The organism is Calderihabitans maritimus (assembly GCF_002207765.1).
GTDB classification, from domain to species: Bacteria; Bacillota; KKC1; order Calderihabitantales; family Calderihabitantaceae; genus Calderihabitans; species Calderihabitans maritimus.
On record NZ_BDGJ01000215.1, the window covers coordinates 24,536 to 40,639 of the forward strand.

Annotated in this window: 17 protein-coding genes; all 17 read right to left on the reverse strand. The window is 44.4% G+C overall.

Features of this window, described 5'->3' with window-relative positions:
* Window positions 1-14: 14 nt before the first annotated feature.
* The gene (locus tag KKC1_RS15270) at window positions 15-1,727 is read right to left on the reverse strand and encodes a proline--tRNA ligase (protein ID WP_088555281.1); all 1,713 of its coding nucleotides are present in this window, start codon (window positions 1,725-1,727) and stop codon (window positions 15-17) included.
* The gene (ispG, locus tag KKC1_RS15275) at window positions 1,724-2,794 is read right to left on the reverse strand and encodes a flavodoxin-dependent (E)-4-hydroxy-3-methylbut-2-enyl-diphosphate synthase (RefSeq protein ID WP_088555332.1); all 1,071 of its coding nucleotides are present in this window, start codon (window positions 2,792-2,794) and stop codon (window positions 1,724-1,726) included. The genes KKC1_RS15270 and ispG overlap by 4 nt, the downstream gene beginning before the upstream one ends.
* 22 nt (window positions 2,795-2,816) lie before the next feature.
* The gene (rseP, locus tag KKC1_RS15280; protein WP_088555282.1) at window positions 2,817-3,827 is read right to left on the reverse strand and encodes an RIP metalloprotease RseP; all 1,011 of its coding nucleotides are present in this window, start codon (window positions 3,825-3,827) and stop codon (window positions 2,817-2,819) included.
* Window positions 3,828-3,842: 15 nt separating this feature from the next.
* Window positions 3,843-4,991, reverse strand: a complete 1,149-nt coding sequence (locus tag KKC1_RS15285) for a 1-deoxy-D-xylulose-5-phosphate reductoisomerase (protein ID WP_088555283.1) — start codon at window positions 4,989-4,991, stop codon at window positions 3,843-3,845.
* 27 nt (window positions 4,992-5,018) lie between these two features.
* The gene (ytvI, locus tag KKC1_RS15290; RefSeq protein ID WP_088555284.1) at window positions 5,019-6,122 is read right to left on the reverse strand and encodes a sporulation integral membrane protein YtvI; all 1,104 of its coding nucleotides are present in this window, start codon (window positions 6,120-6,122) and stop codon (window positions 5,019-5,021) included.
* 15 nt (window positions 6,123-6,137) lie between these two features.
* Window positions 6,138-6,926: a phosphatidate cytidylyltransferase gene (locus KKC1_RS15295; protein ID WP_192868287.1), complete on the reverse strand. Its 789-nt coding sequence runs from the start codon at window positions 6,924-6,926 to the stop codon at window positions 6,138-6,140.
* A gap of 18 nt (window positions 6,927-6,944) precedes the next feature.
* Entirely contained in the window at window positions 6,945-7,730 is a 786-nt protein-coding gene (gene uppS, locus KKC1_RS15300) for an undecaprenyl pyrophosphate synthase (protein WP_088555286.1), read from the reverse strand.
* A 62-nt stretch (window positions 7,731-7,792) separates the two neighbouring features.
* On the reverse strand, window positions 7,793-7,963 hold the full coding sequence (locus KKC1_RS15305) for a DUF362 domain-containing protein (protein ID WP_088555287.1): 171 nt from the start codon (window positions 7,961-7,963) through the stop codon (window positions 7,793-7,795).
* Between the two features lie 252 nt (window positions 7,964-8,215).
* On the reverse strand, window positions 8,216-8,773 hold the full coding sequence (frr, locus tag KKC1_RS15315; protein ID WP_088555289.1) for a ribosome recycling factor: 558 nt from the start codon (window positions 8,771-8,773) through the stop codon (window positions 8,216-8,218).
* Window positions 8,774-8,781: 8 nt separating this feature from the next.
* A complete protein-coding gene (gene pyrH, locus KKC1_RS15320) occupies window positions 8,782-9,498 on the reverse strand; it encodes a UMP kinase (protein WP_088555290.1) in 717 nt (238 codons plus the stop codon).
* Window positions 9,499-9,611: 113 nt separating this feature from the next.
* Window positions 9,612-10,265: a translation elongation factor Ts gene (tsf, locus tag KKC1_RS15325; RefSeq protein WP_088555291.1), complete on the reverse strand. Its 654-nt coding sequence runs from the start codon at window positions 10,263-10,265 to the stop codon at window positions 9,612-9,614.
* 104 nt (window positions 10,266-10,369) lie between these two features.
* Window positions 10,370-11,083: a 30S ribosomal protein S2 gene (gene rpsB / locus KKC1_RS15330; RefSeq protein ID WP_088555292.1), complete on the reverse strand. Its 714-nt coding sequence runs from the start codon at window positions 11,081-11,083 to the stop codon at window positions 10,370-10,372.
* A 204-nt stretch (window positions 11,084-11,287) separates the two neighbouring features.
* Window positions 11,288-12,076 carry a GTP-sensing pleiotropic transcriptional regulator CodY gene (gene codY / locus KKC1_RS15335; protein ID WP_192868288.1) on the reverse strand — a complete coding sequence of 263 codons (789 nt, stop codon included), beginning with the start codon at window positions 12,074-12,076 and terminating at the stop codon, window positions 11,288-11,290.
* Between the two features lie 39 nt (window positions 12,077-12,115).
* A complete protein-coding gene (hslU, locus tag KKC1_RS15340; RefSeq protein ID WP_088555294.1) occupies window positions 12,116-13,525 on the reverse strand; it encodes an ATP-dependent protease ATPase subunit HslU in 1,410 nt (469 codons plus the stop codon).
* 15 nt (window positions 13,526-13,540) lie between these two features.
* Entirely contained in the window at window positions 13,541-14,074 is a 534-nt protein-coding gene (gene hslV / locus KKC1_RS15345; RefSeq protein ID WP_088555333.1) for an ATP-dependent protease subunit HslV, read from the reverse strand.
* Window positions 14,075-14,079: 5 nt separating this feature from the next.
* Window positions 14,080-15,003 (reverse strand): tyrosine recombinase XerC, encoded by a 924-nt coding sequence (xerC, locus tag KKC1_RS15350; RefSeq protein WP_238134334.1) that lies wholly within the window; start codon window positions 15,001-15,003, stop codon window positions 14,080-14,082.
* Window positions 15,004-15,054: 51 nt separating this feature from the next.
* Window positions 15,055-16,104 (reverse strand): FADH(2)-oxidizing methylenetetrahydrofolate--tRNA-(uracil(54)-C(5))-methyltransferase TrmFO (gene trmFO, locus KKC1_RS15355; protein ID WP_088555295.1); only part of this gene is annotated, 1,050 nt, incomplete at its 5' end.

Below are 16,104 nucleotides of genomic sequence, written 5' to 3' on the forward strand. Positions count from 1 at the left end.
TAAAAATTCCTCACTCAGGATGTAGAAAGCTCCTGTAACAGTTGCCTAACAGTTTCCGTTACTCGGGCAACTGGGACAGCCATTTCCTCCCCAGTACGTCTTACTTTAATATCTACGGTCCCCTCTTCTATAGTACGCTTACCTACCGTTAAACGTAAAGGATAACCAATCAAATCCGCGTCTTTAAACTTGACTCCAGCCCGGTCGGCCCGATCGTCGATAACTACCTCTATACCCGCATCTAGCAATTCCTGATAGAGCTGCTCTGCTACTTGCACCTGTTCTTCCTCTTTGGTGCTGACCGGAATAACTACCACATGAAAGGGAGCAATAGCCACCGGCCAAATTATTCCATCCTTATCGTGATTCTGCTCTATCGCCGCCGCCATGGTCCGGCTCACACCAATGCCATAGCATCCCATAACCATTAGGCGTTCTTCGCCATGCTCATCATGGTATTTTGCTCCGATAGCTTCACTGTATTTGGTACCTAATTGGAAGACTTGTCCGACTTCAATACCTTTTGTTGCATGCAAAGGAGTTCCACAACCGGGACAGGAATCGCCTTCTTGTACCAAACGCAAGTCGACTACCATATCCACTTTGAAATCCCGGCCCGGATTTACGTTTAGATAATGATATCCGTTTTTATTTGCTCCTGCCACCGCATTACTCATTTCCGCTACCTCTGGATCAGCGTAGATATCAATTCCCTCCAAACCCACCGGTCCGACAAAACCAGTCTCTGCACCGACAACAGCAGCTACTCTTTCGTCCGCAGCCAGTTTCAAATGCAAACATCCCACCGTATTTTTTAGCTTAATCTCATTTATTTCCCGGTCACCCCTAATCAGCGCGCATATTAGCCGGTCATCAGCTTCGTAAAAGAGAGTTTTAATGAGACGCTTGGGGGATAGCTGAAGAAATCCCGCTACTTCTTCTATAGTCCGTACCTCTGGAGTGTGTACCAATTCCAATGGTTGCATTTCTTCTTTCTCATATATATCTGGCTTAGCACATGCTTTTTCCCGGTTGGCGGCGTAATCGCATTTCTCGCAGTAAACAACTACCGCCTCTCCTGAATCCGCCAGGACCATAAACTCATGACTGGTACCTCCACCGATAGCCCCCGGATCTGCCTCTACGGCTCTAAATTCAAGCCCACACCGGCGAAAGACATTGGAGTAGGCATCATACATTTTTTGGTAGCTGATTTTCATGCCTTCTTCATCTTTATCAAAGGAATAAAGATCCTTCATTATAAATTCCCGGCCCCGCATCAAACCAAAGCGTGGACGTTTCTCGTCCCGATATTTATTCTGTATTTGATACAGCAATAAGGGAAGTTGCTTGTAGGAATTAATTTCGTTTTTAACCAGATCAGTTATAATTTCTTCATGAGTGGGACCGAGACAAAAAGCCCGACCATGACGGTCGTTGAGACGAAACATCTCCTCCCCGTACACGTCCCAACGACCTGTTTGCTGCCATAGCTCTGCCGGTTGAATGATCGGTAAAAGTAACTCTTGCCCTCCTGCCTTGTTCATTTCTTCCCTAATTATGTTCATTATTTTCTGTAATACTCGATAACCTAACGGCAAATACGTATATACCCCTGCCGCTGCCTTACGAATAAAACCTGCCCGCAGCATCAGACGGTGACTGACCACTTCTGCCTCCGCCGGATCTTCCCGCAGAGTAGGCGCTAACAACTGGGAAACCCTCACTTTGTTCCCTCCTCCACAAGCATATTATCAATTTCTTTCAGTAAAGCATCAACTAATTGGGCTTCAGGAACTTTCTTGACAATTTTCCCCTTCTTAAATAATAGACCAACACCTCTTCCACCGGCAATACCAATATCCGCATGACGAGCTTCTCCTGGTCCGTTAACCACACAACCCATGACGGCTACCTGTAAAGGTTTGTCTACCATCTCGAGCTTTTCCTCCACTTTTTCGGTAATCGACACTAAGTCTATTTCACACCGACCACAGGTCGGACAGGAAATGAGTTCAACCCCTCTTCTACGCAAATCTAATGATTTTAAAATTTCGTAAGCTACTCTTACCTCCTGAACCGGATCACCGGTTAATGAAACTCTTATTGTGTCACCGATACCTTCCGCCAATAAAATACCAATTCCCACCGCTGATTTAACTGTACCCCGCAAGAAGGTTCCGGCCTCCGTAACCCCCACATGAAAAGGATAGTCTACCTGCCTAGCCAGTAAACGATAAGCTTCAACCATTAGCGGAACATGAGAAGCCTTCAAGGAGATTTTGATGTCATAAAATCCTTCTTCTTCTAATAAATGAATATGTTTCAGAGCACTCTCTACCATTGCTTCCGGGGTTATCGCACCGTGCTTTTCCAAAATATCCCGTTCTAAAGAACCGGCATTAACTCCTATCCTGATGGGAACCCCATAATCCCGGGCTGCCTTGACCACCGCTTGGACTCTTTTCTTCCCTCCGATATTCCCCGGATTTATCCGCAAACCATCTACACCGTTTTTTATGGCTTGAATAGCCAAACGGTAATCAAAATGAATATCACCAATTAAGGGGATATTAATTCTTTTCTTGATCTCCGGTATAGCCGCTGCGGCTTCCGTATCGGGAACTGCTACCCTGACCAACTCACATCCCGCTGTCTCCAGTTGTTTAATCTGCTTTACAGTAGTTTCAACATCCCTTGTATCGGTATTAGTCATGGATTGTACGACAATAGGAGCATTGCCCCCTATCGTAACCTTCCCGATAGAGATAGGCCTGGTTTTACGCCTCTCTATCTGCACCTGGCAGAACCCCCTGTTATCCCAAAATGCGCAAGATGTCCCTGTAGGTAATAATAATCATCAGTATCATTAATAAAGCGAAGCCGATAAGGTGAATAAAATTCTCTTTTTCACGGTTTAAGGGCTTCCCTCGTAAACCTTCAATAGCCAAAAAGACAAGCCTGCTTCCGTCCAAAGCGGGGATGGGGAAAAGATTTAATAGACCTAAGTGAAGGCTTAAAATTCCCGCAAAATTTAAGACTATAGCTGTTCCCGAACGGGCTGCCTGCCCGATCATCTGCACTACTCCGACCGGTCCCGCTATTTCCGGCGGAACCTGGCCCGTAATCATTAATATTAGAGTGGTCAAAATGACTACCGTCACTGCGTAAGCTTGTTTCAAACCTAAAATAATGGAACTGATAAAACCTTGTTTTTCCCATGCCTGTTTTATGCCTATCAGTCCCACGTTCGCTTCCGGGTCAAGTTCCGGCGTTACCGTTTTTTCTATACGGTTTCCGTTACGTAAAACAGTGATGCGCAAACTTTGTCCTGGGTTTTGATAAATAATATTAACCAAATCATCCCAGTCGTTAACCTTCTGACCATTGATGGCAATTATCCGGTCGCCCTTCTGAATTCCCGCCTTGTCTGCCGGTCTTCCGGGGATAACCCCTCCTACAACGTTAGAATGAGACGGGGTACCAATAACCATGAAAACAAAAACGAACAACAAAAGAGATAATAAAAAGTTCATAAACGGCCCGGCAAAAATTACAGCCATTCGTTGCCCTACGCTTTTGCGGTTAAACCCTTCAGGATGATCCGCCTCTTCCGGATCCATGCCGGCCATCCTCACAAATCCGCCTATAGGGAACGCCCGCAAAGAATACTGCGTACCGTCTTTTTGAGTAGCGAAAATAACCGGACCCATCCCGATACTGAACTCGTGAACCGCGATGCCAACTCTTTTGGCTACCAAGAAGTGTCCCAGCTCATGGATGAATATGAGAGCACTAAAAATTAGTAGCGCTATCAGTAAGGTCATTATCTCACCATCCTTTTATTTTGCCAGAGCTTTCACCCTCTGCCTAGCTTCCTGGTCGGATTCTAAAATATCCCCTAAATCAGGATTAGAGATAACTTGATGATGGCCCATAGTTTCCTCAATCAATCGGGGAATCTCTAAAAATCCAATCTTGTTCTGGAGGAATAATTTCACCGCTACTTCATTAGCTGCATTTAAAACTGCCGGCATAGTCCCTCCGATACGGCCGGCCTGATAGGCCAGATCAAGGCACGGAAAATTTTTAACGTTGGGTTCTTCAAAAGTAATCTCCCGTAAGGCAAAAAAATCCAATTTAGGCCAATTATTATTCCACCGTTCAGGCCATGATAAAGCATACTGGATAGGTATGCGCATATCCGGTACACTCATGTATGCTATCACCGATCCATCAATATAGGAAACCATGGAATGAATAATACTCTGAGGGTGTACCACTACCTGAATCTTATCATAATCTACATCAAACAACCAGCGGGCTTCAATAACCTCTAAGCCTTTATTCATTAGAGTAGCGGAATCAATCGTAATTTTTCTGCCCATTTCCCAGTTGGGGTGTCGAAGGGCCTCCCGCGGCGTCACCCTACGGAGCTGTTCTTTCGTGTATCCCCGGAAAGGACCTCCTGATGCAGTTAAAAGCAAGGAAGAAATTCCCTCCCTGTCCCGCAGGAGACACTGGAAGATAGCCGAATGTTCGCTGTCTACCGGAAGAATGATTGCTCCCTTCTCGCGAGCCGCCCGCATTACCAGTGAACCGCCAGCTACTAGGGTTTCTTTATTCGCTAAAGCCACCGTTTTTCCCGCGTTAACAGCCTCTAGAGTAGGCAAAAGCCCGACCACCCCACTAACAGCCATAACTACGATTTCTACTTGAGACAGGCGGGCTATTTCACATAAACCTTCCAAGCCTTCCAGTACCTTTACCGGCAAATCTCCCAGCCTTAAACGCAATTCCCTGGCCCTTTCTGGGTCCATCACGGCAACTATCCCGGGCCGGTATTTTCTAGTCTGCTCTTCTAACAGTTCAATATTGCGACCGCCTGCCAAAGCTAAAACTTGAAACTTTTCCGAAAAAAGATCGATTACCTCGAGAGTTTGCTGCCCTATGGAACCTGTTGAGCCCAAAATAGCCACTTTTTTGATCATAAGTTTCCTCCCCAAAAATCCTGGTGACTACAGCCAGCGGGCAAATAGCCCAGCTTTCTTGAGCGCTTTAAAAATTACCAGAATAATAGGGCCGATAATTACCCCCAGCAGCCCGAGAGCTTTCAAGCCTATGTATATAGAAACTAAAGTAGCTAAAGGATGTAACCCTACTTGATCCGCCACAACTTTAGCCTGCAGAACCTGGCGGACAAGAGTTACTAATCCGTATAAAACGGTCAAGGCAATTGCTACCCGAACATTTCCCAGGATAAACTCTAATGTTATCCAGGGAAGGAAAATCGTTCCCGGGCCCAATATGGGTATGATATCCATTATTCCTACCAAAATCCCTAAGGTTAAAGAATAATCCAGTCCTAATAAGTAAAGCCCTACTACCGATAAAAAAGTAGTAATCGAACTAAGAATAATTTGAGCCCGTAGAAATCCAATCAAAGCCGCGCCTACTTCACTACCAACCATTTCTATATTTTGCTTCCAAGGCGCGGGGATGATTTGTAAAAAAGTTTTTTTAATGATATCTTTATCGCGGCTCAGAAAGAAAGTAGCGATAATAGCTACAAGCAAAATCAACAACCAACTGGGAACCGAAGCCAAAAGGTCGATCAGGTAATTTGCCATAACCGTAGTCGTGGCCCTCAAGGTTAAAAGAAATCCTTCTACCGAACCTTCTATAGTTTTCACCACCTGTTCTGGAACTTCCATAACTAAATAAAAATCCTGTACCTGGTAGAAGAAATCGTTAATTTGAGAGATGATCGTCTGAGAATAATTCGGTAAATTTTTAGACAGTTTAATTAGCTCCACTACTAGCCGAGAAATAATAACCATAAGTAGCGTTATGGTAGAACCAAGGAGCAGCAGAAGGATAGCTACTACCGAAAACCCACGCGAGATTTTAGCTTTCCGCTCACAAAATTGTACCAGTGGTTCGATTAAGGCAGCCAAGACTATTCCTAGAATAAAAGGAGTCAATAATGGAAGAATATAACCAATAGTACTGACCAATGCCGGATAAAGGTAATAGTAGGCAAGATACGAACATAAAAAAATTCCTAAGACGATTAGTATTTGCATAAGAAATTTAATTTGACCAGGTGGAACATCACGCATATAATTAACCCACCTTCATATTATAGGCCACCGCAAGTAATAATATACAATTGCTCCGTTCAGCAGCAAACTGTCGATGCGGTCCAACATGCCTCCGTGTCCGGGAAGTAAATTCCCCGAATCCTTTACTCCGGCCGCTCTTTTTAAAGCCGATTCAAAAAGATCTCCTACTTGTCCTGAAATCCCTACCAGGAGAGCAAGTACTATTACTCTCCCCGGGGAAACAACAGGCATCCAATGATAGATAATTATTGCTGCCAGAAGAGCTCCTGCTATTCCCCCTACCGCACCTTCCCATGTCTTACCGGGACTTAACGAAGGACAAAGTTTATGTTTCCCCATAATTTTTCCTGTAACATAGGCTCCAGTATCATTGGCCCAGGTGAGAGCCAACAGCCAAAAAATATATTGAAAACCCCCAGGATCTTCCTGTTTCAATAATATTACAAAACTTAAGAGTCCAGCCGTATAAATCGTTCCTACTAGTGTAACCGCGAGATCCGTGACCCGCAGGTTAGGAAATTTCAAGGTCAAAATAAATATTCCCGCAACCAGCAGTATGGACAGCGCTAGCAGAGAATAGTTTCTGATATCAAGGTATGCTCCTAACAGGAATAATAATCCACCGAAAAACCCTAAACCATCAACAGGCATAACTCCCGTTAACCTAGCAAGTTGGAAAAACTCCCTCATAGCCAGGATAGAAATTAATCCCAATACAATCAAGAAAGGCAAACCACCTGTAAAAACTACCCACATTACTAACGGGATTCCTACTAATGCCGTCAGTATCCTTTTCTTCAACATGATATCACCGTCATTTCAGCTCTTCAAACCACCAAATCGTCTTTCCCTCTGCTGGTAATCAACTAATGCCTGTAAAAAATGTACCCGGCGGAAATCAGGCCATAGAACATCAGTAATCCAGAACTCAGTGTAGGCCATCTGCCAGAGCAAAAAATTACTAATTCTTAATTCTCCCGCGGGACGGATCAAAAGATCAGGATCCGGTAAACCGGCAGTGTATAAATGCTGCGCGAATACTTCTTCATTCAAGTTCTCAGGCTTGAGTTCTCTGTTATAAGCTTTCTGCATAAGCTTTCTAGTCCCTTCTACTATTTCCCTTCTTCCACCATAATTCAAGGCAACATTCAAAATTAATCTGTCATTCTTCCGGGTACGCGCCAAGGCCCTATAAATTTCCTGCTGGGGTTTAGGGGGCAATTCTTCTAAGCATCCTATAACCCTTATCTGTACCCCGTTACGGTCCAATTCATCTAATTCTTTCTGAATGTATTCCGTTAGGAGGTCCATCAGAATATTAACTTCTTTCGCAGGCCGTTTCCAGTTTTCCGTGGAAAATGCATATACGGTGAGTACATGAATATTTAGATCCAAGCAAATCTTCAAAATTTCCCGCAGCGATTCTACTCCGGCCCGATGCCCGGCGCTTCTAGGCAAACCTCTCCTCTGCGCCCACCTTCCATTACCATCCATAATTATAGCGATATGCTTTGGCAATCTCGTGCGATCCAACTGCGCCAGTAGTTCCTTCTCTAGACCTTCACCGCTTCTGTGCCGGAATCTCTCCCAAAACTGTCGTACCATTAGTCTGCCCCCCTAAGACAACTATAAGCAAGCCCCCTCTGACGAGGGGGCTCATTAGACTACTACTCTTCAATAATTGCTCCGTTGGGACAGGCTTCCATGCAGGTGCCGCACTCAGAGCACTCATCCTGATTGATAACGTAGATGTCGTCACCTTCCGAGATAGCACCTACCGGGCACTCATCGACACAGCTTCCGCAAGCCAGGCACTCCTCAGTAATCTTAATTGCCACTTTCTCCACCTCCTTTCGCTTGTCCACGGTTATAATTTTCATAGGCAACTACTAAAACAATAGTTCCGTCTTTTCCGCCTCTTTGTTGTATTACCCTTCTGTTTCCAGAAGGTCTGCCCCCATGAGGTGGCTCCGTGAAAACCGTCTCAATTCTTAGAGGATGGTACTTATTTAATTCCTGTAGGGCGTCTTCCCAAATCAAACCCACTACATCAGGAGGCTTCATGGTTTGGCAAGCCCCTGCCCATATCTTTATATCTCCATAATTTCTTTTTCCTTATTTTGTAAAATATGGTCAATCATTTCAATGTATTTATCCGTTAATTTCTGTACCTGCTCCTGTCCCCGCCGGGCCTCATCTTCGGAAATCTCGCCTTTCTTTTCCAAAGATTTAACCTGGTCATTTGCATCTCGACGAATGTTCCGAACCGCCACTCGAGACTCTTCTGCTTTCTTTTTAACCACTTTAACCAGTTCTTTTCTTCTTTCTTCGGTTAACTGGGGCAAAGCAATGCGAATAACGTTTCCGTCATTGTTAGGCGTAACTCCCAAATCTGACTTGAGAATGGCTCGTTCGATCTCCGCGATTATTGATTTGTCCCAGGGCTGCACCACCAAAAGCCGAGGTTCGGGAGCCGAAATGTTGGCCACCTGATTTATAGGAGTAGAAACGCCATAATACTCCACCTGGATCCCGTCCAGTAAAGCTGGATTGGCTCTCCCGGCCCTCAAGGAAGCTAAATCCTTTTTCAGTGCATCCACAGCCTTTTCCATCCGCGTTTCCGCATCGGCTAAAATATCAGGGATCATAGTTATGGTTACCTCCCTACATAGGTTCCTATTTCCTCACCCATAACCACCCTATAAATATTACCTTTTTGGTTAAGGCTAAAAACAATAAGCGGAATTTGATTATCCATACACAGAGATGCGGCGGTAGAATCCATAACTCCCAAACCTTTATTTAGCACTTCGATGTAGCCCAGATCCCTAAACTTCTTAGCATTTGGATTGGTTACCGGATCGGAATCGTAAACCCCGTCTACTTTTTTAGCCATCAGGATTACTTCGGCTTCAATTTCCGCTGCTCGTAAGGCAGCCGCAGTGTCCGTCGAAAAATAGGGATTACCGGTTCCTGCAGCAAAAATTACTACTCTTCCCTTTTCCAAGTGACGAATTGCTCGGCGGCGAATATAGGGCTCGGCAATCTGCCTCATTTCAATAGCGGTTTGTACCCTAGTATCTACACCGTACTTTTCCAAAGCATCCTGCAGAGCCAGAGCATTCATGACCGTCGCCAACATTCCCATGTAGTCGGCGGTTGCCCGATCCATGCCCTTCGCACTTCCGGCTACACCCCGCCAGATGTTTCCCCCACCTACAACTACAGCCACATCTACTCCTGCTTCTTTAACTTCTTTAACTTGCTCGGCAATCGAATTGAGTATGTCCTGGTCGATGCCAAACCCCTTACTACCTGCGAGTGCTTCGCCGCTCAGCTTTAAAACGATGCGTCGATACTTGGGCTGCTTCATAGATTAACCCCCATCACGTCAATAACTTTCTACATGGGCCAAAAAAATCCTTTTTTTGAAATATGTAATTTTTGTAGAAAACATTACTCAAAAAAAAGCACTCTCGTGCTCTCTTAACCCTTTTGTTTAACCATCGCCTGAACTTCTGCAGCCAAATCGCATTCCCTTTTTTCTAATCCTTCACCTAATTCAAAGCGGGCAAAGCGTCGCACAGATATATTCTCCCCAATTTTGGCTATTTTTTCTACAACTAATTCCTGAACCGTCTTATCCATATCCTTTATAAAAGGCTGTTCCATGAGACAAACTTCTTTGAAGAATTTCTCCAATCGGCCTTCAACAATCTTTTCGACTATTTTTTCCGGCTTGCCCTCGTTTAAGGCTTGAGCCCTAAGAATTTCCTTTTCTTTTTCAACTACTTCCGGAGGCACCTGATCCCTGGAAACATATTCCGGTTTAGCTGCAGCAATCTGCATAGCAATATCCCGACAAAGCTGTTTAAATTCTTCTGTCTTAGCCACAAAGTCTGTCTCGCAATTGACCTCCACTAAGACGCCTATACGCCCTCCTCCGTGAATATAGCTTTCCACCAACCCTTCGCTGGCCACCCGTCCAGCCTTTTTGGCAGCAGCAGCCAACCCTTTTTCACGAAGATATTCAATAGCTTTCTGCATGTCTCCGCCAGTCGCTTCTAAAGCTTTCTTACAGTCCATCATTCCGGCCCCAGTTCTTTCCCGCAGTTCTTTTACCATTGACGCGGTGATCATTTCTCTAACCTCCCTTGCAATTTACTCTTTGCCAAGACACAAGGAAAATAAAAGGTAGGGCACCCCACGGACACTAATTGCATCCGCAGGTTGCACCCACCTGCCTATTCCTCCCCATCTTCTTCCGTGGTGTCGCGACCTTGTGTTCCTTCCAGTACAGCGTCAGCCATCTTACTGGTAAGCAATCGCACAGCTCGAATTGCATCATCATTACCGGGAATTACATAGTCAATCTCATCAGGGTCGCAGTTAGTATCAACAATGGCCACAATGGGTATTCCCAGCCTTCTACCTTCAGCAACCGCAATCCTTTCTTTACGGGGGTCAACTACAAACAAGGCCCCAGGCAGTTCATTCATCTCCTTAATACCCCCCAGGAACCTTTGCAGTTTTTCTTTTTCTTTTAACAACCTAGCCACTTCTTTTTTAGGTAGAACCTCCATTAAGCCTTCCTGCTCCATTCTTTCCAATTCTTTCAAACGCTCAATCCGTTGGCGAATTGTTTGAAAGTTAGTCAACATACCTCCCAGCCATCGCTGGTTTACATAAAACTGACCACACCTTTCAGCTTCCTCTTTTATGGTTTCCTGCGCCTGCTTCTTAGTACCTACAAACAGAATTTTTTGTCCCTGGCTGGCAAGATCCCGGATAAAATTATAAGCTTCCTCTGTCATCTTTACCGTCTTCTGCAGGTCGATAATGTAAATACCGTTCCTCTCGGTAAAGATGTAAGGAGCCATTTTGGGGTTCCACCGCCGGGTCTGGTGACCAAAGTGTACCCCCGCTTCCAGTAACTGCTTCATGGTAATGACTGCCACCGAAACATACCTCCTTTTTTGGTTTCGCCTCCGTTTCCTTCATTAGCTGCAGGAACCCAACGGGCACCACCTGCAAACCTCAGGGAACGTGTGTACTGGCACCAACCGTAAGTATAGCATAAAGAGTTAGCCTTAGCAAGCTGTTCAGCTATCAAATTTTTTATACGAACGTAACGCCATGGTTGTTAAGCCATGGCGCTCAATTTACTTCTTTTTTCTTAATTTTTCCAGTTCTTCCAACAAGTTTTCATTCAATACTCGAATATAAGTGCCCTTCATCCCTAAGGATTTCGATTCAATAACGCCAGCGCTTTCAAATTTTCGGAGAGCATTAACTATTACCGAACGGGTAATGCCGGCCTTATCGGCAATTTTGCTGGCCACCAAGACCCCTTCGTTCCCATCTAATTCTTCAAAAATATGTTCCACTGCTTCTAACTCAGAGTACGATAACGTTCCCAGCGCAACATGAACCGTAGCTCTTTTTCGAGCTTCCTCTTCTACCTTTTCTGCTTTTGAGCGCAGAATTTCCATACCTACAACGGTAGCTCCATATTCAGCCAGAATAAGATCTTCGTCCGTAAACTTCACATTAAACTTCGCCAACACTAAGGTTCCTAAGCGTTCTCCGCCTCCTATAATGGGCACTACAGTCACCAATTTATTATTAAAAAGACAACGGTCCGCTCTGTGGAATACACAGGCGTTCTCAATTTGATTAAAGTTAGCACGAGTTTCGTTAATGCGCAGTAATTCTTCATTGTAATCTTCCGGGAATTTTTCGGATTTATAAACAATGTCCTCCATTATTTCGCAAGAGAAACCTTCCATGAAAGCGTAACCTAAAATTTTGCCGGATCGACCTACAACATAACAATTAGCCCCAATTACATCACACAGTACGTTAGCCATTTCTTCGAAGTCAACTGGATGGCCTGCGCTCTTCTGCAAAAGTTTATTGATTTTTCTTGTCTTTTCAAGTAAAGTTCGCATTTTCATTCCTCCTTTAATCCCTTAACTTACCCCTACTGATTATAGAATATAGCGGGTTAAATCGTCATCCTTAATTATATCAGCTAACTTTTTCTTAACATATTCTTTATCAATTACCATATTTTTAGTCTCCCTACCATCGGCTTCAAAGGATATGTCCTCGAGTAATTTTTCTAAAATGGTATGAAGCCTTCTGGCACCGATATCCTCTGTCCGAGCATTAACAGTATAAGCAATTTCCGCTATTTCCGCAATAGCGTCCCGGGTAAATTCCAAGTTTACGCCTTCCGTCTTCAACAAGGCTACGTATTGTTTGATTAGTGAATTTCTCGGTTCGGTAAGGATCTGCTCAAAGTCTTGTTTGCTCAAACTGTCCAGTTCAACCCTTATGGGAAAACGTCCCTGTAGCTCAGGGATAAGATCCGAAGGTTTTGTTACATGAAAGGCACCGGCAGCGATAAATAAAATATGGTCAGTTTTAACCGGCCCGTACTTGGTCATAACCGTCGAACCTTCTACAATAGGCAAAATATCCCGCTGTACTCCCCCACGAGAAACGTCAGGGCCATAACCGCTTTCCCTGCCGGCAATTTTATCAATTTCGTCTAGAAAAATTATCCCCGATTGTTCAGCCCGCTCAATAGCTTGAGATATCACCTCATCCATGTCAATCAATTTCTGAGCTTCTTCTTGAGTTAAGATTTTTCGAGCTTCAGCAACGACAACTTTGCGTTTCTTTTTTCGTTTGGGGAAAATATTTCCCAATACATCCTGTAAATTGATACCCATTTCCTCCATACCGGCGCCGGTGAAAACTTCGATCATCGGTGGAGCACTGTCTTCTACCTCAATCTCGATAATTACATCTTCCAACTCGCCCCTCTGCAATTTTTGTTGCATAATTTTTCTTCTTTCTTTGACCCTTTTAACTTGTTCTTCGTAATCTTGGCTATGGATGGTATAATCTTCTGTCTCAGCCTGCGGAGAACCAAAGAGCATCTCAAACGGATTTCTAACCGTTTTTTCTTTTTTAGGATAGGGACATAAAATCTCAATTATTCTGGCCTCGGCCATTTTTTTCGCCTGGTTTTCCACCGCCGCCATCTTTTCTTGGCGCACCATTCGAATGGAAGTTTCCACTAACTCTCTGACCATGGACTCTACATCTCTGCCTACGTAACCTACTTCCGTAAACTTAGTAGCTTCCACCTTTATAAAAGGGGCGTTAACTAACTTAGCCAGCCGGCGGGCTATTTCTGTCTTACCTACACCGGTAGGTCCGATCATAAGTATGTTCTTAGGCAGAATATCGTCCTGCATGTCCGGAGGAAGTTTCTTGCGACGGTAACGGTTGCGCAGCGCAATAGCTACGCTTTTTTTGGCTTTCTGCTGGCCTACAATATATTTATCTAATTCCTGTACTATTTCTTTAGGCGTCAAATCCTCCATCTCTCTCCCCCTAACTTAAATCAATTCCTCTATATGTATTTCATGATTGGTATAAACACAGATAGAAGCAGCAATATTTAAAGCTTCCCGAGCAATTTCGGCTGCCCCTAAATCAGTATGCTTTCGCAAAGCCCGGGCCGCGGCCAAAGCATAAGGTCCGCCCGACCCTATGGCTACTACATCCTCATCAGGCTCTATCACTTCGCCGCCTCCCGAAATTACCAGCATAGCAGTCTTATCTGCAACCACTAGCAGAGCTTCCAGCCGTCGGAGGATTTTATCGGTTCTCCAATCTTTTGCCAACTCTACTGCAGCTCGATGTAAATTGCCATGATGTTCCTCCAGCTTTCCTTCAAATTTCTCAAACAAGGCAAAAGCGTCAGCAACGGAACCTGCAAAACCTGCTAACACCCGGTTCTGATAAAGGCGGCGTACCTTTCTTGCCTTGTGTTTTATGATAGTATTACCACCAAAAGTGACCTGTCCATCACTGCCCATAGCCAGGCTTTTTTCGGTTTTGACTGCTACTATTGTAGTTCCATGAAACAATTTTATCATTCCTCCATACGCGCTCTAGGATGAGCCTGTAAATATACTTCTCTTAAACGGTTTTTGGTAACATGGGTGTATACCTGAGTAGTAGATAATTTGACGTGTCCTAACAGTTCCTGCACTACACGGAGGTCAGCCCCCCGTTCAAGAAGGTGGGTGGCAAAACAATGCCGCAAAGTATGCGGGCTGACCTTCTCTCCCAAGGATACTTTACGCACATATTTATCTAGTATATAACGCACACCGCGAACAGTAATCCGGCGCCCCTGTCGATTAAGAAAAAGAGCTCTGGTTTGTTCATCCTGAAGCAACTTCCCTCGAACCACTTCTTTATATCGTTTCAACCATTCAGCAGCCTCGCTGCCGATGGGTACAATTCTCTCTTTTGAACCTTTCCCACAAACCCTAGCATAACCCAAGAATATATCTACATCTTCTTCGTTCAGGCCAACCAATTCACTTACTCTTATGCCTGTAGCGTAGAGAGTTTCTAAAAGAGCTCTATCTCTTATACCCAAAGGGGTTGAACAATCAGGAGCTTCCAATAAACGCAGTAGTTCCGGGTAATAGAGAAAAGAAGGCAACCTTTTTTCTAGCCGGGGAGTAGTAACTCGAGCCGCAGGATTATACTCTATAATCTGCTCTCGACATAAATACCTGAAAAAGCTCCTCAGAGCAGAAAGTTTTCTGGCCATACTGCTTCTCGATAAACCCTGCCGGTGAAGATGGGAAAGATAACGTCGTAAGTGTCGGTAATCCAAAAAAGAATTCCCTGCTAAATCGTCTTTAACGAATTCTATAAATTGCATTATATCGCGGCGGTAGGCCTCTACGGTATGTTTGGACGCATTCTTTTCCACCTGGAGATAAAATAAGAAACGTTCCAAAAAGTCCGCTGTTTCCTTGCCATCCACCAGCATCACCATAAATTCATATAATCACCGTTTATGTTACCACATTCACAAATTTATGACAACCTAATTGTCGATATTTTGTAAAAAACTTTCTAGACTATTCAGTGCTCTCTGAGCCAACTTTTGATTCTTTTCCCTTTTGTTTCGAAACCTTTTCCCAAAAGGAGGCACCAGTCCAAAATTGGCATTCATAGGTTGAAACTGCTGAGGCTCAGAGGAAGTAATATAATGGCATAACGCTCCGATAACCGTTTCACGAGGAAACACCAACGGTTCCTTTCCCTGCAACAGACGCGCCGCATTTAAGCCAGCTACGATACCGTTGCTAGCAGATTCTACATAACCCTCTACACCGGTAATTTGACCGGCGAAAAATATGTTAGAATTCTTTTTCAGTTGCAGAGTTGGGAGGAGAAGCGAGGGAGAATTGATGAAAGTATTCCGATGCATCACTCCGTAACGAACAAATTCTGCATTTTCTAAACCCGGTATTAAACGAAAGACTCGTGCCTGTTCTCCCCACTTCAGGTTGGTTTGAAATCCAACTATATTGTAAAGGGTTCCTTCCCTATTGTCTTGCCGCAATTGCACCACCGCGTACGGTTGTTTTCCAGTCCGGGGATCTATAAGCCCAACTGGTTTCATGGGACCAAAAAGCAATGTTTGCGGCCCTCTTTCTGCCAATACCTCAACCGGCATACATCCCTCAAAAAATATCTCTTTTTCAAATTCTTTCCTGGGATGACGTTCTGCCTTAATCAGCTCTTGATAAAACCGGTTATATTCTTCTTCGGTAAAAGGACAGTTAAGATAAGCCGCTTCTCCCTTGCCGTAACGAGAAGCTCTAAAAACTTTCTGATGATTGATGGATTCGTAAGTAACTATTGGAGCAGCAGCATCATAAAAATAAAAATATCTTTCTCCCGTCAATCTTTGGATTGACTTACTCAGTTTTTCCGATGTAAGCGGGCCGGAGGCTACGATCACCACCCTATCCCGGGGAATTTCAGTAACCTCTTCTCTAATAATGGTTACATTGGGATGGTCCTGAAGGGTTTTGGTAACGGCTCGAGCAAACAAATCTCGGTCTACAGCTAGAGCCCCACCTGCCGG

Coding starts and splice junctions, on each gene's coding strand:
- rseP (WP_088555282.1), bottom strand. CDS start 3,827: ATGACCTTACTGATAGCGCTACTAATTTTTAGTGCTCTCATATTCATC.
- KKC1_RS15285 (WP_088555283.1), bottom strand. CDS start 4,991: ATGATCAAAAAAGTGGCTATTTTGGGCTCAACAGGTTCCATAGGGCAG.
- ytvI (WP_088555284.1), bottom strand. CDS start 6,122: ATGCGTGATGTTCCACCTGGTCAAATTAAATTTCTTATGCAAATACTA.
- uppS (WP_088555286.1), bottom strand. CDS start 7,730: ATGGTACGACAGTTTTGGGAGAGATTCCGGCACAGAAGCGGTGAAGGT.
- frr (WP_088555289.1), bottom strand. CDS start 8,773: ATGATCCCTGATATTTTAGCCGATGCGGAAACGCGGATGGAAAAGGCT.
- pyrH (WP_088555290.1), bottom strand. CDS start 9,498: ATGAAGCAGCCCAAGTATCGACGCATCGTTTTAAAGCTGAGCGGCGAA.
- tsf (WP_088555291.1), bottom strand. CDS start 10,265: ATGATCACCGCGTCAATGGTAAAAGAACTGCGGGAAAGAACTGGGGCC.
- codY (WP_192868288.1), bottom strand. CDS start 12,076: ATGCGAACTTTACTTGAAAAGACAAGAAAAATCAATAAACTTTTGCAG.
- hslU (WP_088555294.1), bottom strand. CDS start 13,525: ATGGAGGATTTGACGCCTAAAGAAATAGTACAGGAATTAGATAAATAT.
- xerC (WP_238134334.1), bottom strand. CDS start 15,003: ATGGTGATGCTGGTGGATGGCAAGGAAACAGCGGACTTTTTGGAACGT.